Consider the following 17,157-nt stretch of genomic DNA (forward strand, 5'->3'; position numbering starts at 1 on the left):
GCGTTCAACGCTCCTTCACGTAAGGCTGGCCCAGCGCTTTCGGGGCCACGGTGCGGCCGATGAAGCCGGCCAGCAGGATCACGGTCAGCAGATAGGGCAGGGCCTGGATCAGTTGCACGGGCACCTCGCCGATCACCGGCCACACCGCGCCTTGCAGGCGGATGGCCAGGGCATCCAGGAAGCCGAACAACAGGCAGGCCGCGAAGGCTGGCAGCGGTCGCCACTTGCCAAAGATCATCGCAGCAAGCGCCATGTAGCCTCGGCCGGCGGTCATGTTGGGCGAGAAGGAGGCGTTTTGAGCCATGACGAGGTAAGCCCCAGCCAGTCCGCACAGCAGGCCGTTGAGCACAAGGGCACCATAGCGCAGCCCCAGCACGGACACGCCAGCCGCATCGACCATGTGCGGGTTCTCGCCCACCGCCCGCAGGCGCAGGCCCAGGGTGGTGCGCTGCAGCAGCCACCACACGGCCACCACCAGCAGCAGCGCCAGGTAGACCATGGCGTTGTGACTGAGCAGGCCATTGCCCAGCAGGTCACCCACATGGTCGGCGGCATCCGGCCACCAGGCACGCAGGCGCACAGCATCAGGCAGCGGCGGCGTCTGCCCGCCCTGCTGGAACAAGGCCACAGCGATCACCGAGGTCAGGCCGGCCGCGATGATGTTGATCGCCATGCCGGACACCACCTGGTCGCCCTTGTGGCTGACACAGGCATAGCCATGCAGCAGCGACAGCAGCACCGCCACGCCAGCAGCTGCCAGCAAGGCCAAGGTGGTGGAACCGTAGAGGGCGCCCACGGCACCGGCCGCACAGGCGGCAGCCAGCATCTTGCCTTCCAGGCCAATGTCGATGACGCCCGAACGCTCGGACAGTACACCAGCCAGGGCACACAGGATCAGCGGGGTCGCCACCCGCAAGGTAGACGCCAGCATGGCGCCCAGCATGAGTTCATCCATGCTGCACCTCCTTCACCGAAGACGGTGCCCGCGCCGTCAGCAGATGGATCAGACGGGCCACCGGCTGCGACACCACATGGGCCATGGCACCCGATACCAGCACGATCAGGCCCTGCATCATCACCACCATGTCGCGGGTGAAGCCGGGCACATCGAAACTCACTTCGGCGCCGCCCTGAAACAGCGCCCCGAACAGCAGGCTCGCCATGACGATGCCCACCGGATGGTTGCGCCCCATCACGGCCACCGCAATGCCGGTGAAGCCCGCACCGGCCACGAAGTCCAGCAGGAGCTTGTCGTTGACGCCAGCGATTTCGTTCATGCCGACCATGCCCGCCAGGGCACCAGAGAGCGCCATCGCCAGCACCGTCAGGCGCCTGGGTGACATGCCCGCATATTCAGCCGCACCTGGCCCGGTACCGATCGCACGCAGACGGTAGCCCAGGCGCGTGCGCCACAGCAGCAGGTACACGCCCAGCGCCGCGGCCAGCGCCAGCACGAAGCTCAGGTTCAGGGGAGACGAGGGCCACTCGACACCCAGTTGTGCCAGCAGCTGGTGGATACCGCTCAGGTGCGCTGCCTCGCCGAAGGGCGCACTTTCAACGGCCATGCCATCGGCCACCTTGAAGTGGTGCACCAGCAGGTAGACCATCAGCGAGCTGGCCAGGAAGTTGAACATGATGGTGGTGATGACCACATGGCTGCCGCGGTAGGCCTGCAGATAGCCCGGTACCGCCGCCCACACCATGCCAAAGGCACAGCCGGCCAGCAGCATCAGCGGCCACAACAGGGCAGAGGGCAAGCTGTGCGACAGCCACAGCGCAACCAGCCCCGTACCCAGACCACCCAGCGTGGCCTGCCCTTCGGCACCGATGTTGAACAAGCCCGCGTGGAACGCGACCGCCACCGCCAGGCCGGTGAAGATGAAGCTGGTCGTGTAGTACAGGGTGTAGGACAGGCCCCGCGCGCTGCCAAAGGCGCCCCGTGCGAGCATGCCCAACACCTCCCACGGGTGCTGCCCCACCAGCGCCACCACGCAGCCCGCCACCACAAGGGCGACCAGCAGGTTGACCACCGGCATCAGGGCAACGTCGGCCCAGCGTGGCAGGGGAGCAGTTCCACTCGATTTGAACCAGGACTTCATGCTGCGGTCTCGCTCATCAACAGGCCCAGGCGGGTTTCATCGCAGTCACCAATGGGCAGCTCACCGGTGATCCGGCCGGCATTCATCACCATGACGCGGTCAGCCAGCGCCAGGATTTCATCCAACTCACTGGAGACGACCAGCACCGCACACCCCGCATCGCGCAAGGCACGCAGGCGGGCATGGATGAACTCGATCGCCCCGATGTCCACACCCCGGGTGGGCTGCCCCACCAGCAGGACCGCCGGGTTCTGGCCCATCTCGCGGGCCAGCACCAGCTTTTGCTGGTTGCCCCCAGAGAACTTGGCGCTGCCCAGGAAGGGGTCCTGAGGGCGCACATCGAACTGAGCCATCATGGCCCGCGTGGCGGCCAGCATGCGGCTGCGGCGCATCCAGCCCCAGCGGGTGCTGTAGGCCTGCTGGTCTTCATGGCCCAGCACGGCTGACTCCCACGCCGGAAAGCCCATCACCATGGCCCGCGCGTGACGGTCTTCCGGCACATGCGCCAGGCCCTGTTCACGCGCCGTGCGGGGATCGAGCCAGCGTTGCCCGTTGCGGCAGCCAAACGTTTGCGCACCCAAAGACAAAGACCCCGATACGGGCTGGATCAGGCCAGACAGCGCGGCCAGCAACTCGCTCTGACCATTGCCGGCCACCCCGGCCACACCCACGATCTCGCCGGCATGCAAGGTGAGGCTCACGTCCTTGAGCCGCGCCACACCGAGTGCGTCCTGCACCAGCAGGCCCTCGGCCCGCAGCCTGACCTCGCCGCCCACCACGGCAGGCGCATCACCGCGCCCCAGGTTGACCTTGCGGCCCACCATGGCTTCGGCCAGTTGTTCGACCGAGGTGTCGGCAATGGCGCACTCATGCACCACCCGGCCTGCCCGCATGACCGTGACGGCATCGCACAGGCTCATCACTTCCTTGAGCTTGTGGGTGATCAGGATGATGGTGGTGCCTTGCGCACGCAGGCGGTCGAGCACCTCGAACAGCTGCCGTGTCTCCTGGGGCGTCAGCACCGCGGTCGGTTCGTCCAGGATCAGGATGCGGGCACCGCGGTACAGCGCCTTGAGGATCTCGAGCCGCTGGCGATCGCCCACCGAGAGGCCGGCCACCAGGCTGTCGAGGGCGACATGCAGGCCGCACTGGTCCATCAGGGTCTGCAGGCGGGCGCGGGCGGTCTGCTCGGCGCGGCGCAGGCGCAGATCGGTCTCGCTGCCCAGCAGCACATTGTCCAGCGCAGACAAGGTGTCGACCAGCATGAAGTGCTGGTGCACCATGCCCAGGCCCAAGGCAATCGCCTGTTGGGAATGGGCGATCTCCACCGGCTGGCCATCGATCTCGATGTGACCGGCTTCAGCCTGATAAAAGCCATAAAGGACCGACATCAGGGTGCTCTTGCCCGCGCCGTTTTCACCCACCAGCGCGTGCACCGAGCCCCGTTGCACGCTCAGATCGACACCGGCATTGGCCTGCACGGCGCCAAAACGCTTGACGATGCCCTGCATGCGCACGGCCCAAGGCGCGTGCGGTGCCGGCATGTGACTGGTCGTGTTCATGCTGCGCTCACTTTCCCCGCACCGGGCCGGTCGATGCCCGCATCACCAGTTGCGGTGGCAACACCACTTCGCGGGTCTCGCCTGCGGGGTTCGCCAGCCGCTCCAGCAGCACCGAGGCGGCGGTTTCGCCCAACTCGCGGATGGGATAGCCCACCGAGGTCAGCGCCGGGTACACATACTGGCCCATGTCGATGCCGTCAAAGCCCAGCACCGACAGTTGCTGCGGCACGGACACCCCCATCTCGGCCGCGGCACGCAGGGCGCCGAAGGCCATCAGGTCGTTACCGGCGAGGATGGCGGTCACTTCGCCCTTTTCCAGCAGGCTGCGGGTCATGTCGTAGCCGGCCGACGAGCTGTAGTCGCCTTCCAGCATCCACTCGGGCTTGATGTCGAGCCCCGCCTCGCGCAAGCCGGCCACCCAGCCCGCCGTGCGCTCACGCGCCACTTCGAACCGGGACGGACCCGACAGACAAGCGATGGCCTGGTGGCCAAGCGACACCAGGTGGGCCACGGCCAGCCGGGCGCCCGCATCGTGGTCAACCCGCACCAGATCGGTGGCCAGGCCCGGAATGCGACGCTCCACCACCACCGTGGGGACCCGCGTGGTGGCCAGGCGCTTCACGAGCACATCGGCCTCACCGGCGGCCGCAGCCAGCAGCAGACCATCGACGCGGCGCTCGAGCAGCGTCTGCAGGTAACGAGACTGGGTGTCCGGCTCGTCGTCCGAGTTGCACAGGAAGACGGAGTAGTCGGTCTGGCGACAACGGTCTTCGATGCCGCGTGTGAGCTCGGCAAAGAAGGGGTTGGTGATATTGGGCACCAGCACACCAAAGATGAAGGTTTCGCTGGTCTTCAGGGCGCGCGCCACGGCACTGGGCGCATAACCCATCTCGGCCACCGCCCGCTCCACACGCGCCCGGGCCTCGTCGCTCACGCGACGGGTGCCATTGAGCACATGCGAGACCGTGGTGAACGACACCCCGGCGCGTGCGGCCACATCCTTGATCGTACTCATGCGTCCTGCCCTGCCTGCAACAACATCATCTCGCCATCACTTGCAGCCGCCACCCACAACGTAGTTGGCAACCTTCAGCTTGCCGCTGATGATATCTGCGCGTACGGTTTCAACCCGTTTCTTCATCTCAGGGGTCAGCAATTTGGCGTTGTACTGATCCTGTGCGTAGTCAACCCCACCTTCCTTCAGCCCCAGCACGGTCACGCCGGTCTGGCTGCTCTTGAGCGCCTGGTAGACCGCCACGTCAACGCGCTTGAGCATCGAGGTCAGCATGGTGCCGGGCTGCAGGTGGTCCTGGTTGCTGTCGACGCCAATGGCCAGCTTGCCAGCATCCTTGGCGGCCTGGTACACCCCGACACCGGTGGCACCCGCTGCGGCAAACACCACATCGACGCCCCGCGCAAACTGCGCCTTGGCCAACTCGCCGCCACGCGCCGGGTCATTCCACGCCGCGCCGGTGGTGCCGGTCATGCTGGCCAGGATCTCGGCTTTCGGGTTGATGTGCCGGACGCCCTGCTCATAGCCACACTGGAACTTGCGGATCAGGGGCACATCCATGCCACCGATGAAGCCCACCTTGCCAGACTTGCTGGCCATGGCCGCCAGGGCGCCGACCAGGAAGCTGCCCTCCTGCTCCTTGAACACCACCGACTGCACATTGGGCTGCTCAACCACCTGGTCGATCAGCACGAAGCGCTGCTTTGGAAAGTCCTTGGCAACCTTGCTGACAGCCGAGGCCTGCGAAAAGCCGATGGCCAGCACCGGGTTGGCACCCCGCTCGGCCATGCGGCGCAGGGCCTGTTCGCGCTGGGTTTCGTTGGCAATCTCGAACTCCAGATAGGGTTGTCCGGTTTCCTTTTTCCAGCGCTCCATGCCACGATAGGCGGCCTCGTTGAACGACTTGTCGAACTTGCCACCGAGTTCGTAAATCACGGCCGGTTGTGCAGCCTGCACCGAGGCAGCGGCCAGCAGGCCAGCCATCAGGCCCAGGCGTTTCACGCAGCTCATCACATTCTTCATGTCAGCACCAATTCGGGGAATAGGAGACGATATTGCTATTGCAAACGTTTGCTAGCAACATATTAAGCAGAAAGCGGGCCAGCTTGATGACAGCTGCGTGACAGCCGCCCTGGCCCGAAACGTGCTGCCCTGCGCCACCTTTCCGGCCTCAGCCGGCTGACAGGACATTCCAGATGAACGCCACCTTCCCATCGACACCCACCACGTCTTCTGCCACGCAAGCGGGCTACCAATGGCATGACATGCCCAAGGCCCTGCTGCACGAACACCTTGACGGCGGCCTGCGCCCGCAGACCCTGCTGGACCTCTGTCGTGCACGCAACATCGCCGTTCCCGCTGACAACGCCGCCGATCTGGCGGCCTGGATGCTGGCCAACGCCGACTCCGGCAGCCTCGAGCGCTACCTGCAGGGCTTCGGCCTGACGGTACAAGCCATGGCCACCGAAGCCGGCTGCGAACAGGTTGCCTTCGAGGCAGCCGAAGACGCCCGCCACGACGGCTGTGTGCTGGCTGAATTCCGCATGGCTCCCCTGTTGCTGGAGCCATATGGCATGGCCCCTGAAGCGGTCATCGAAGCCATTCTGGAAGGGCTGCACCGCAGTGCGCTCGACAGCGGCCTGATCATCTGCGCGATGCGCACCGACAGTCCGCAAGCCTCCGTGCGCGCCGCCCGGCTGGCCGCGCGTTACCGCGATCAGGGCGTGGTCGGCTTCGACCTGGCAGGTGCCGAATTCGGTTTCCCGCCGCGACTCCACAACGAAGCCTACCGCCTGGCGCGCGACGCAGGCCTGGGGCTGACCTGCCACGCCGGTGAAGCCGACGTCGGTTCGCGGGTGCTCGAAGCCGCATCGATGGGCGCGACACGCATCGGCCACGGGGTCAACATCATGCGGGCAGACGACCCCGACGTCAGCGCCGCCTGGGTCGACATGGCCCGTGAACTGGGCCTGCATTTCGAGGTGTGCTCCACCTCCAATGTGCACACCGGTGCAGCGCCCTCTCTGGCTGAGCACCCCATCCGCCGCATGCTGCAGGCGGGCCTGTCGGTGTCATGCTCGACCGACAACCGTCTGATGTCGGGCGTGTCGGTGGCCGAAGAACTGCACCGCCTCTACACCCACCTGGATCTGCCCGCCCATGAAGCGGCGCAGATGATGCGGCACGCTGCCGAGGCGTCCTTCCTGCCGGCCGAAGCGCGGGCCCGCGCGCTGGCGGCCATGCAGAAATGGGATGCCAGCCACCCCGCATGACCGGCTTTATTCTGGTGCGCGCAAACGTTTTCGTGCACCAGTTTCGGCCCCGCTTGCGCCAAACCGGATCAAGCCGACAGGCCATGATCGAGCACCGTCATGATCGCGGTCCGCCCGGCAAGGTTTCCACATCGAGCTGGCTGAGTTCGCGGGCCAGCCAGTCCAGCAGCACCCGCACCTTGGCCGGCATGTGGCGTCGACTGGGCAACAGGGCGTAGACCCGGGTCATGGCCGGTTGCCAGTCGGGCAAGAGCCGCACGAGGCGCCCCGAGGCCAGTTCCTCCCGGCAGATGGTGCTCGACAGCAAGGTCGCCCCCAGCCCCGCCAGCGCAGCCCGCATGCGCAGCCCGGCGTGTTGCGAGCGCAAGGGGCCATGCGGCTCGCATTCGCGCACCTGCCCCTGTCCGTCCTGAAACGACCAGATCGGCTCATCGGGGCTGACCAGACAGGGCCAGGCCGTCAACTCGTCAACACGGTGCGGTGCACCGAGCCGCGCCACCAGCTCGGGCGCCGCGTACAGCCCCCGATGCAAGGCATACATGCGCCGGGCCACCTGGGCGCTGTCAGGCAGCGCATCGGTCTGGACTCTGAACACAATGTCGTAGTCTTGCGCCCGGGTATCGGGCACCCGCGACAGCAGATCGACTTCGGCCTGCAGCCCCGGGTGTTGCTTCAACAAGGCGGTGAGGATGTCACCCAGACGCAGCACGCCAAACTCGTAAGGCGCCGCGATCCTCAGGGTACCTTGAGGCGCTGCGCTGTCCTGGCGGGCCCCATCCAGCAATTCACCCAGCCGGCCCAGCAAGGGTGCGCTTTGTGCGTGCAGCAGCTTGCCGGCTTCGGTCAGCCGCACGTGGCGGGTGCTGCGCTCGACCAGGCGGTTGCCCAGGCTGGCCTCCAGACGCGCCACCGCCCGGCTGACGGTGGACTTCGGCACACCCAGCCGCTCGGTGACCGCCGTGAAGCTGCCGCAGTCCACCACCGCCAGAAAGAGTTTGAGGTCATCCAGTTGGGCCATTGTTCCAATTGTGGAACAAACAAGCCCGCGATACCCCCTTATTCACACCAAAAACAATCCATAGCATGAAGGCTGTTGCCCTGCTGCTGCCTCATGCCGTCCACCGCTGCCCCGCTTGATACCCCCACGCCGCTGCCGGCCCGACTGGGCCTGGTCGCGGGCTTGAGCGCCGGGGCCGATTTCCTCGCCAACGTCACCGTGTCGGTATCGAGTGCCTATGTGCGGGGCGGGGTCTCGGCTGCGCCCGAAGATTTCCTGTGGGTGTTCACGCTCTATGCCGCAGCGGGCACCACCGCCATCCTGTTTCTCGATCGACTCAGCCGGGCCCTGCGCTACCGCACCTTGCTGATGCTGGGTCTGGTGGTCTTCATGGCGGGGTCGCTGCTGGCCGCCCTGAGCGAGTCCTTCCAGATGCTGCTGGTGGCCCGGGTCATACAGGGCCTGGGCGGCGGCCCCTTGATGACGGTGGCCCGGGTGCTCGTGCAAACCGCCGTCCCCGCCCGGCAGCGGCCGGCGCAGCTCAAGGGCTTCATGATCGGCATCATCGGCTCGACCTCGCTGGCCCCCTGGCTGAGCACCCACCTGATCCAGGCCTGGGACTGGCATGCCGTGTTCGTGCTGCATCTCGTCTACGCCGGGGCCATGTGGCTGGCCTGCTGGCGGGTGCTGCCCGACGAGGTTCACCAGCCCCGCTCCCTGGGGCAGGCGGACTGGGTGGCCGCAGCAGCCTTCATCATCGGCACGCTCAGCCTCATCCATGCCTTCGAGGCCATGCACTACCACTGGCTCGATCTGTCCATGCTCTGGGGCCTGCTGTGTGGCCTGGCCGCACTGGGCTTTTTGGCCTGGCACCTGCACCGCCACCCCGACCCCTGGTTCGACCTGCGCCGCATCAACAGCCGCCGCTATGTGATGGGGGTGGCCTTCTACGGCCTCTACTACCTGATCTCCGGCGCACTCAACTACTTCACGCCGCTCTACCTCGAATCCGGCGAGGGCTTCAACGTCGAGACCACCGGCAACATCATGACGGCGGCCAGCCTGACGGCCACCTTGCTGCTGCCCATCTACTTCCGTGCGGCCCCCTTCCTCAGCAGCCGCCGCCACGTGATCGCCACCGGTTTTGCCGTCATGGGCGTCACGCTGTACTGGCTGTCAGACCACGTCACCGGTGGGACACCGATGAGCACCCTGCTGCCCGCCTTCGCCATCAAGGGCGTGTTTCCGGTGCTGGTGGCCGTGCAGGTGGCCGGCCTCACCTTCAAGGAGTTCCAGCACCTGGACTTCGCCCATGCCTACGCGCTGAAAAACGTGCTGCGCCAGCTTGCCCTGGCGGTGGGCGCTGGCGTGGGCAACCTGTACTGGCTCAAGGTTTCGGCCACGGCACGCACCGATCTGGTCGGACAGATAGGCGGGCTCGCCGGCATGGCGCCCGACCCCGCCCTGGTGGATTCGGCGGCCGGACTGGGCACGCTGTCACGCCTGCTCGATCAGCAGGCCGCCTTGATCAGCGCGCAGCAATGCTTCCTGATGCTGGCCCTGGCCTGTGCCCTGGGCTGTGTCCTGATCCTGTGCCAGAACGCCCTGCAGTGAGTGCTTGGCGCATCAGGGGGTAGGCGGGGTCAGCGCTGCCAGCCCGTCGACCACCAGGTCCACCAGGCGGCTCGCCAAGCGCGCCTGTGCCTCGCGGCTGGCCCAGGCGACATGCGGGGTCAGCAGCAGCCCCGGCACATCGGTGGCCAGCAAGGGGTGCCCGGGTGGCGGCGGCTCGACGTCCAGCACGTCGATGGCTGCACCCGCCAGACGCCCCCCTCGCAAGGCATCGGCCAGGGCCTGCGCATCGACCACCGCACCACGGCCGGTGTTGATCAGCACCGCATCGGGCTTCATGCGCGCCAGGCGCTCGGCGTTCATCAAGCCACGGGTCTGCGGGGTGAGGGGCAGGTGCAGGCTGACCGCATCAGCCTGCGCCAGCAGGGCCTCGAGCGGCCACTCATCGGCCGCTGGCACACGGCCGTCGCGCTGGGCAAACACCACACGCATGCCCAGCGCTTGCGCCATGCGCGCCGTGGCCTGACCGATGCGGCCACGCCCCACCACACCCAGCAGGCTGCCGGACAGGTTGCGGATCTCCGGGCCATGCCAGCAAAACGCCGGCGACTGTGACCAGCGCCCGTCCCGCGCCGCCGCGGCATAGCTCAGCAACTGCCGACGCAGGGCGAACAAGGTGGCGATGGCGTGCTCGGCCACCGCCTCGCTGCCGTAGTCGGGCACATTGAAGACGCTGATCTGACGCGCGGCCGCCGCTTGCAGGTCGATGTTGTCGGTGCCTGCTGCCGATACGCAGATGCGACGCAGCGACGGCGCCGCCGCCATCTCGGCCTCGCCCAGCTTCACCTTGTTGACGATCACGATGCAGGCATCGGCCACGCGCTCGGCTACCTCGGACGGTGCGGTGGTGTCGTGGGCCCGGTAGTCGATCAGCGCCCTTTGCGCCGGCGCGAAGGGCAGACCACTGGGCAAGGTACCCGCATCGAGAAACACCACCTGATGGAGAGAAGAGTCGGAGCAGGTCATGGAAATCTCACGGTATCGGGTTTTCGGCAGTGTTGCCAAGGTGGAGCGGCATGGGACACACTGTCCGGATAAACAAATTATTCAGCGGAGAGGGTCGCCCCGACATGAATGCCTGGCGCATTGTCGTGCTGTTTCTGGCTTTCGGGCTGGTCTGGATCTGGGGCTCGGACCATGCCCTGAACCTGCTCACCCACCAGCCTGATCTCTGGACCTTGCTGCAATCCATCAAGGGCATGGCCTTTGTGGCCTTCAGCGCCGCCCTGATCTACGTGCTGGTGGCACGCGCAGCCCGGCAGCAGCGCCAGCTTCAGGCCGAAGTCGAACGCCAGCGCGACCGCTTGGCCTCCATCCTGAGCGTGTCGCCAGCAGCCATCTACTCACTCAAGCCCGATGCGCCCGGCAGCACGCGCTTCGTGGTCGACTATGTGAGCGACAAGATGGAGCAGATCACCGGCTTCGGCCTGGCTGCCTGGCAGGCTGACCCCAACTTCTGGCTGCAACGCATCCACACGGATGACCGTGCGCGCGTGGCCGCATCCCAAGGCGACCTCATGGCCACCGGCAGCCTTGCCAACGAGTACCGCTTCCAGCACGCCCACGGGGGTTACCGCTGGATCAGTGACACCGTCATCCTGTTGCGCGATGCACAGGGGCATCCCACCCAGATCACCGGCACCTGGCTGGACATCACCGACCGCAAGCAGATCGAGATCAACCTGTCGGACTCCGAGCAGCGCTACCGCGAGCTGTACGAGAGCAACCCGATGCCGATGTACATCTACGACCAGCAGACCCTGCGCTTCCTGTCGGTCAACAAGGCGGCGGAAAGCGCGTATGGCTACAGCCGCGATGAGTTTCTGCGCATGACGCTGGCTGACATCCGCCGGCCTGAAGATGCCTTGCGCATGCAGCTTGCGGTCGAGCGGGCACGCCTGGCGCCAGCCAGCTACCTGCGGTCGGGCGAATGGCTGCATCTGCGCCGGGATGGCACCACCTTCTGGGTCGACATCAGCGGCCACGCTTTCGATTACCAGGGGCGCCCGGCCCGCATCATCATGGCGCAAGACATCTCGGATCGCCGGCAGGCCGAAGACCGCCTGCGCCTGATCGCCTCGGTGTTCGACGCCAGCCAGGAAGGCATCTGCATCACCGATGCCCACGGGCGCTATATCTCGGTCAACCCGGCCTTCACCCGCATCACCGGCTACACGCTCGACGAGCTCATCGGCCGCACGCCGGGCGTCCATCACTCGGGCAAGCACGACAAGCACTTCTACGACGCCATGTGGGACCAGCTGCGCGAAGAGGGACGCTGGCAGGGCGAAATCTGGAACCGCCGCAAGACCGGCGAGCTCTACCCCGAGTGGCTGACCATCAGCGCCATCAAGGACCAGCAAGGTCTGGTGCGGCAATTCCTGGGCATCTGCACCGAAACCTCGGCCCGCAAGGCCGCCGAAGAGCGCATCCAGCACCTGGCCAACTACGACATCCTCACCGACCTGCCCAACCGCGCGCTGCTGGACGACCGCGCCACCATCGCCCTGGCCGCGGCAGGCCATCACCATGCCCATGTCGTGGTCATGCAGCTCAACCTCGATCATTTCCGCTCGATCAACGAGTCACTGGGGCACGAGGCCGGCGACCAGGTGCTCATCGAGATGGCCCGCCGTCTGGCATCGGCCCTCAAGCCGGAAGACACGGTGTCGCGCCTGGGGGGTGATGACTTCATCATCCTGCTGCCCAACGCCAGCGCCCGCGACATCACGCCGATTGCCCTGCGCCTCATGAGCAGCCTGGCCGAACCCATGGCCATGGGCGAGCACGAAATCCGCCTGACCGGCAGCATCGGCATCGCCCAGTTCCCGGAAGATGGATCGACCCTCAACCAGCTGATCCAGGGTGCCGAATCGGCCCTGCAGCAAGCCAAACGCGAAGGCCGCAACACCTTCCGCTTCTTCTCGCGCGAGCTGCAGGACTCCATGAGGGAGACCCTGGCCATTGAGCGCGACCTGCGTTTCGCGGTCGAACGCGACCAGCTGGTGCTGCACTACCAGCCGCAAGTCAACATCGCCACCGGTCGGATCGTCGGCGCGGAAGCCCTCGTGCGCTGGCAGCACCCTGAACGCGGCCTGGTGTCGCCCGCCCGCTTCATTCCCATTGCCGAAGAGTCGGGCGTGATCCGCGAGATTGGCGAATGGGTGCTCCACACGGCCTTGCAACAAAACGCCCGCTGGCTGGCCGATGGGCTACCGGTGGTGCCGGTGGCCGTCAACCTCTCGGTGGTGCAATTCCGCCACCCCGGCCTGCGCGACACCATCCAGGACGCCATCGAGCGCAGCGGCCTGCCCGCCCACCTGGTCGAGCTGGAACTGACCGAAAGCGTGGCCATGGAGGACTCCAACTTCACGGTGTCGACCATCGCCTCGCTCAAGACCCTGGGCGTGCAGCTCTCGGTGGACGACTTCGGCACCGGCTACTCCTCGCTGAGCTACCTCAAGCGCTTCGAGGTCGACAAGCTCAAGATCGACCAGTCTTTCGTGCGTGGGCTCCACCACGACCCACAGGACGAGGCCATCGTGACCGCGGTGATCAGCCTGGCGCGCAGCCTCAACCTCACCACCATTGCCGAAGGGGTTGAGACCGAGGAGCAACTCGCCTTCCTGCGGCAAGCCGGGTGTGACGAGGTGCAGGGTTACCTGTTCAGCCGCCCCGTGCCGGCCGAGGCTTTCGGGGCCATGTTGCGCGACTCGGCAGAGGTATCGCAGGCTCGCTAGAATGGCAGCCACTCGCTAGGGGTGCCACCCCGGTTCGCACCGGTGGTGGCTGAGAGAGTCCCTTTGAACCTGATTGAGATCATCCTCGCGCAGGGAAGCATGGCGAACATGTCGTCCGATCACGTGACCCGTGGTCCCGGGTGACCTGTGCCGTCTGTTCCTGCCATCACCTTGCAGGAATGCAGCACATGGCCCAAGCCTCTTATTCTTCCTCGCCGGACACGGCCGTCTCCTCGACCACCGTCGTACCGACGGCGCAGCGCACCTTCGGCTTCACCGACCACGCCTCGCTGTGGTTCAGCCTGGGGGTCGGCCTGCTGGTCATCCAGGTCGGCGCCTACCTGCTGCCCGGGCTGAGCGCCCCGCAGGCCTTGCTGGCCGTGGTGCTCGGCTCCCTGCTGGGTTCGGGGCTGCTGGCCTGGGTCGCCGCCATCGGCTGCCGCCATGGCCTGTCGAGCTCGGCCCTCATCGGCCGCAGCCTGGGCCAGCACTTTGCCGTGCTGCCCGTGGGCCTCAATGTGCTGCAACTGCTGGGCTGGACCGCCTTCGAGCTGGTCGTGATGCGCGACGGCACCAGCGCCATCGCCGGCGAGCTGTTCGGCTTCAAGGCGGCCTGGCTGCCCACCGTCGCCACCTTGGTGTGGGGTGCGCTGCTGCTGGGTCTGGCCAACGGCTCGATGACCGGGCTGGTGCGCCGCTTCGTCAAGCACGCCGGCCTGCCGCTGATCATCGCCTCGCTGTGCTGGCTGAGCTGGCAGTTTGGCTCGCGTGTGGCCGCGGTCGGCTTCGACACCTGGTGGTCGCGCCCCGGTGATGGCTCGATGAGCATGCTCTCGGCCATCGACCTGGTGATCGCCATGCCCGTGTCCTGGCTGCCGCTGGTGGCCGACTACGCCCGCTATGGTCGCCACACCGGCAGTGCCCTGCGCGGCACCTGGATCGGCTATGCCGTGGCCAACATCTGGTGCTACACGCTGGGGGTGATGGTGGTCAGCACGGCCCCGGCCGGCGCCGACCTGGTGGCCACCCTGTTGCTGGCCCAAGGCGGCCTGATCGCGCTGGGCCTGATCCTGGTCGACGAGGCTGACAACGCCTATGGCGATGTGCACTCCGGCGCCGTGTCGACCAACTTCCTGACGGATCGCGTCTCTATCCGCGCCGCCGGCATGGCCCTGGCCGTGGTGGCCACGGGCTGCGCCCTGGTGCTGCCCATGCACAGCCTGGAGCCCTTCCTGCTGATGCTCAGCTCCATCTTCGTGCCGCTGTTTGGCGTGGTGATCTCGCAGCTGACCGAAGGCCTGCCGGCCTCGCGCAGCGTGCGCTGGGGCCCGGCTGTGGTGTGGTTGCTGGGCATTGCCTGCTTCCATGCCTGCGCCCAACTCGCACCGGCCTGGGGCTCGGCCTTGCCCAGCCTCGCGCTGACCCTGGTGCTGGGGCGCCTGGTGCGCGGCCGCAGCGCCTGATTCAAGCCAGCGGGCGGCGCACCGTCGCCTGCGGGCCAAAGCCGTGGTCCAGCGGACCATGGCCGTGCCCCAACTGCAGCTCGGCACCCGACTGCATCGCCTGGCGCACATAGCGCCGCGCAGCCTCGACCGCTTCCGGCAGGCTCAAGCCCAGGGCCAGATGGCAGGCCATCGCCGTTGACAGCGTACAGCCCGTGCCATGCGTGTTCGCTGTGGCAATGCGGGTGTCTTCCCAGCGCCAGCTGCGCTCGGCTGTGACCAGCAGATCGGCCACCACGGGGCCGACCAGATGCCCGCCCTTCACCAGCACTGCAGGCGCACCCAGCGCTCGCAAGCCATCGGCGGCCGATTGCAGCTGGTCGTTCGACGTGATGGGGTGCCCCAGCAACCAGGCCGCTTCATCCAGGTTCGGCGTGATGACGGTGGCCAGCGGAAACAGCTCGCGCACCAGCACTGCCACGGTCTCGTCGGCGATCAGGCGGTCGCCACTGTTGGCCACCATCACGGGGTCGAGCACCACATGGGCAAAACGGTGCCAACGCACGGCCTCGGCCACCACCTGCACCACCGCCGGGTCATGCAGCATGCCGATCTTGACGGCATCCACCCCGATGTCGGTCACCACCGATTCGATCTGCTGGGCCAGCATCTCCGGCGGCACGGCATGGATGCCCTGCACCCCCACGGTGTTCTGCGCGGTGATGGCGGTGATGGCGGTCATGCCGAAGCAGCCCAGGGCGGCCGCGGTCTTCAGGTCGGCCTGGATGCCGGCGCCGCCGCCACTGTCCGAGCCGGCAATGCTGAGCACGCGGGTGTAGCGGTGGCAGGCGGGAATGGGGGAGTCGCTCATGTCGTTCATGCTGTCAGGGGAAGGTGCATGGCCAGCCGCAGGCTGCGCGCAGCCTCGGCGGGATCAGGGGCCGCGCACAGGGCACTGACCACGGCCAGGCCATCGGCGCCAGCGGCCATCACATCGGGCGCATTGCCGACGTGGATGCCCCCTATGGCCACCAGGGGGCGTCGTGTGCGCGCCCGCAGTGCGGCCAGGCCGTCCAGGCCCAGCGCGGCAGCGGTATCGGTCTTGGTCGGGGTGGCGAACACCGGGCTGATGCCGTAGTAGTCCACGGGCTCGTGCTCGGCCACATCCAGTTGTTCGGTCGATTCGATCGACAGCCCCACCAGGGCCTCCGGGCCAAGCCAGCGGCGCACATCGTCGACCCGCATGTCATGCTGGCCCACGTGCACGCCGTCGGCGCCACTGGCCAGGGCCACGTCCAGCCGGTCGTTGATGATCAGCGGCACGCCCAGCGGCGCCAGCAGGGCTTTGAGGGCCCGCGCGCGCTCGACGAAGGGGCGGGTGTCCAGCGTCTTTTCGCGCAGTTGCACGCAGGTCACGCCACCGCGCACGGCCGCCGCCACCACGGCCTCAACGCCGCGCGGGCCACACAGGGCTGCGTCGGTCACCAGGTGCAGCAGCAGATGAGGGCGCCAGCGCGACTCAGCCATGCACCACCATCTTCAGGCGGGAGAGGAAGTCGGCCTCGGTGAGCAGCTGCAGGCCATCGAGCAATTCGATCTGCAGGCGCCCCACACCCGCACCGAAGGCCTGTACACGCTCGGCTGCCATCTCGCCCACCACGCCCAGCACCGCCATGGCGGCCGTGGTGGCACGCCAGGCATCGGGCTGGACCGCTGCAAAGGCCCCCACGATGGCCGTGGCCGAGCAACCCACGCCAGTGACACGCGTCATCCACGGGTGGCCATTCGACAGGCTGACCCAGCGGCCACGGGCATCGACCACATGGTCGTCGGCGCCACTGACACACACCACACCGCCCGTGTCGCGCGCCAGGGCGCGCGCCGCCTCGATCGCTTCACCAGACGACGCGGCGCTGTCGACCCCACGGGTACGCGCCGACAAGCCGGCCACACTCATGATCTCGGAACCGTTGCCACGCACGATGGTGGGTGCGCCCGTCTTCATGAGATCGGTCAGCGCAGCGTTGCGATAGGGCGTGGCACCTGCGCCGACCGGATCGAGCACCACGGGAATCGGGCGGGCCCGGGCGGCCTGCAGCGCCAGCTTCATGGCCTCGATCCAGACCGGCTCCAGCGTACCGATGTTGAGCACCAGCGCCTGGGCAATGCCCACCATGTCGACCACCTCTTCACGTGCGTGGGCCATCACCGGTGAGGCCCCCAGCGCGAGCAGGGCGTTGGCGTTGTAGTTCATGACCACGAAATTGGTGATGCTGTGCACCAGCGGGGCCTGGGCACGCACGGCCTCCAGGTCGGCCCACAGGGCTGCGGCATCCAGGCAGGCGGTCGTCATGGTCAGGCTCTCCTCGTCATCTCGGCACGTGAACCCTCAATTATCCG

14 protein-coding genes and 1 riboswitch are annotated in these 17,157 nt (G+C 67.0%); of the genes, 4 read left to right on the forward strand and 10 right to left on the reverse strand.

Annotation, left to right across the window (positions count from 1 at the left end; translation table 11 throughout):
- Nucleotides 1-4: 4 nt before the first annotated feature.
- The 5 genes from ACE3PH_RS00060 to ACE3PH_RS00080 are packed head-to-tail and all read right to left on the reverse strand — an operon-like array spanning nt 5 to nt 5,675.
- The gene (locus ACE3PH_RS00060; RefSeq protein ID WP_374315221.1) at nt 5-955 is read right to left on the reverse strand and encodes an ABC transporter permease; all 951 of its coding nucleotides are present in this window, start codon (nt 953-955) and stop codon (nt 5-7) included.
- Nucleotides 948-2,099 (reverse strand): ABC transporter permease, encoded by a 1,152-nt coding sequence (locus tag ACE3PH_RS00065; RefSeq protein WP_374315224.1) that lies wholly within the window; start codon nt 2,097-2,099, stop codon nt 948-950. The genes ACE3PH_RS00060 and ACE3PH_RS00065 overlap by 8 nt, the downstream gene beginning before the upstream one ends.
- Nucleotides 2,096-3,661, reverse strand: coding sequence for an ABC transporter ATP-binding protein (locus ACE3PH_RS00070; RefSeq protein WP_374315226.1), 1,566 nt, complete (start codon nt 3,659-3,661; stop codon nt 2,096-2,098). The genes ACE3PH_RS00065 and ACE3PH_RS00070 overlap by 4 nt, the downstream gene beginning before the upstream one ends.
- 7 nt (nt 3,662-3,668) lie before the next feature.
- Nucleotides 3,669-4,676 carry a LacI family DNA-binding transcriptional regulator gene (locus ACE3PH_RS00075; protein WP_374315228.1) on the reverse strand — a complete coding sequence of 336 codons (1,008 nt, stop codon included), beginning with the start codon at nt 4,674-4,676 and terminating at the stop codon, nt 3,669-3,671.
- 36 nt (nt 4,677-4,712) lie between these two features.
- Nucleotides 4,713-5,675 carry a BMP family protein gene (locus ACE3PH_RS00080; RefSeq protein WP_374316201.1) on the reverse strand — a complete coding sequence of 321 codons (963 nt, stop codon included), beginning with the start codon at nt 5,673-5,675 and terminating at the stop codon, nt 4,713-4,715.
- Nucleotides 5,676-5,869: 194 nt separating this feature from the next.
- On the opposite strand from ACE3PH_RS00080, the gene add reads away from it, so the two are divergent.
- Entirely contained in the window at nt 5,870-6,946 is a 1,077-nt protein-coding gene (gene add, locus ACE3PH_RS00085; RefSeq protein ID WP_374315230.1) for an adenosine deaminase, read from the forward strand.
- A 97-nt stretch (nt 6,947-7,043) separates the two neighbouring features.
- Here add and ACE3PH_RS00090 read toward each other — a convergent pair whose 3' ends face one another.
- Entirely contained in the window at nt 7,044-7,964 is a 921-nt protein-coding gene (locus ACE3PH_RS00090) for a LysR family transcriptional regulator (RefSeq protein WP_374315232.1), read from the reverse strand.
- Between the two features lie 93 nt (nt 7,965-8,057).
- On the opposite strand from ACE3PH_RS00090, the gene ACE3PH_RS00095 reads away from it, so the two are divergent.
- A complete protein-coding gene (locus tag ACE3PH_RS00095) occupies nt 8,058-9,557 on the forward strand; it encodes an MFS transporter (RefSeq protein WP_374315234.1) in 1,500 nt (499 codons plus the stop codon).
- Between the two features lie 12 nt (nt 9,558-9,569).
- Here ACE3PH_RS00095 and ACE3PH_RS00100 read toward each other — a convergent pair whose 3' ends face one another.
- Complete coding sequence (locus tag ACE3PH_RS00100) at nt 9,570-10,541, reverse strand: D-2-hydroxyacid dehydrogenase (RefSeq protein ID WP_374315236.1); 972 nt, start codon at nt 10,539-10,541, stop codon at nt 9,570-9,572.
- 104 nt (nt 10,542-10,645) lie between these two features.
- On the opposite strand from ACE3PH_RS00100, the gene ACE3PH_RS00105 reads away from it, so the two are divergent.
- Both ACE3PH_RS00105 and ACE3PH_RS00110 read left to right on the forward strand, forming a co-directional pair.
- Nucleotides 10,646-13,315, forward strand: a complete 2,670-nt coding sequence (locus tag ACE3PH_RS00105) for an EAL domain-containing protein (RefSeq protein WP_374315239.1) — start codon at nt 10,646-10,648, stop codon at nt 13,313-13,315.
- A 7-nt stretch (nt 13,316-13,322) separates the two neighbouring features.
- Nucleotides 13,323-13,428: riboswitch (TPP riboswitch) on the forward strand.
- Nucleotides 13,429-13,503: 75 nt separating this feature from the next.
- Nucleotides 13,504-14,778 (forward strand): cytosine permease, encoded by a 1,275-nt coding sequence (locus ACE3PH_RS00110; protein WP_374315242.1) that lies wholly within the window; start codon nt 13,504-13,506, stop codon nt 14,776-14,778.
- Between the two features lies 1 nt (nt 14,779).
- Here the strand turns inward: ACE3PH_RS00110 and thiD are convergent, their stop codons facing one another.
- From thiD to thiM, 3 genes are read right to left on the reverse strand one after another with little or no spacing between them, the layout of a single operon-like run.
- Nucleotides 14,780-15,628: a bifunctional hydroxymethylpyrimidine kinase/phosphomethylpyrimidine kinase gene (gene thiD, locus ACE3PH_RS00115; RefSeq protein WP_374315244.1), complete on the reverse strand. Its 849-nt coding sequence runs from the start codon at nt 15,626-15,628 to the stop codon at nt 14,780-14,782.
- Between the two features lie 5 nt (nt 15,629-15,633).
- Nucleotides 15,634-16,284, reverse strand: a complete 651-nt coding sequence (gene thiE / locus ACE3PH_RS00120) for a thiamine phosphate synthase (RefSeq protein WP_374315246.1) — start codon at nt 16,282-16,284, stop codon at nt 15,634-15,636.
- On the reverse strand, nt 16,277-17,110 hold the full coding sequence (gene thiM, locus ACE3PH_RS00125; RefSeq protein WP_374315249.1) for a hydroxyethylthiazole kinase: 834 nt from the start codon (nt 17,108-17,110) through the stop codon (nt 16,277-16,279). Before thiM ends, thiE begins: the two co-directional genes overlap by 8 nt.
- Between the last annotated feature and the right edge of the window lie 47 nt (nt 17,111-17,157).

Source organism: Aquabacterium sp. (genome assembly GCF_041909175.1).
Taxonomy (GTDB): Bacteria; Pseudomonadota; Gammaproteobacteria; order Burkholderiales; family Burkholderiaceae_C; genus Aquabacterium.

Bases quoted from the DNA above. Each gene is read 5' to 3' on its own strand.
- thiM (WP_374315249.1), bottom strand. From the start codon at position 17,110: ATGACGACCGCCTGCCTGGATGCCGCAGCCCTGTGGGCCGACCTGGAG.
- ACE3PH_RS00110 (WP_374315242.1), top strand. From the start codon at position 13,504: ATGGCCCAAGCCTCTTATTCTTCCTCGCCGGACACGGCCGTCTCCTCG.
- thiE (WP_374315246.1), bottom strand. From the start codon at position 16,284: ATGGCTGAGTCGCGCTGGCGCCCTCATCTGCTGCTGCACCTGGTGACC.
- ACE3PH_RS00090 (WP_374315232.1), bottom strand. From the start codon at position 7,964: ATGGCCCAACTGGATGACCTCAAACTCTTTCTGGCGGTGGTGGACTGC.
- ACE3PH_RS00105 (WP_374315239.1), top strand. From the start codon at position 10,646: ATGAATGCCTGGCGCATTGTCGTGCTGTTTCTGGCTTTCGGGCTGGTC.
- ACE3PH_RS00100 (WP_374315236.1), bottom strand. From the start codon at position 10,541: ATGACCTGCTCCGACTCTTCTCTCCATCAGGTGGTGTTTCTCGATGCG.
- ACE3PH_RS00065 (WP_374315224.1), bottom strand. From the start codon at position 2,099: ATGAAGTCCTGGTTCAAATCGAGTGGAACTGCTCCCCTGCCACGCTGG.
- ACE3PH_RS00060 (WP_374315221.1), bottom strand. From the start codon at position 955: ATGGATGAACTCATGCTGGGCGCCATGCTGGCGTCTACCTTGCGGGTG.
- add (WP_374315230.1), top strand. From the start codon at position 5,870: ATGAACGCCACCTTCCCATCGACACCCACCACGTCTTCTGCCACGCAA.
- thiD (WP_374315244.1), bottom strand. From the start codon at position 15,628: ATGAGCGACTCCCCCATTCCCGCCTGCCACCGCTACACCCGCGTGCTC.
- ACE3PH_RS00095 (WP_374315234.1), top strand. From the start codon at position 8,058: ATGCCGTCCACCGCTGCCCCGCTTGATACCCCCACGCCGCTGCCGGCC.
- ACE3PH_RS00070 (WP_374315226.1), bottom strand. From the start codon at position 3,661: ATGAACACGACCAGTCACATGCCGGCACCGCACGCGCCTTGGGCCGTG.
- ACE3PH_RS00075 (WP_374315228.1), bottom strand. From the start codon at position 4,676: ATGAGTACGATCAAGGATGTGGCCGCACGCGCCGGGGTGTCGTTCACC.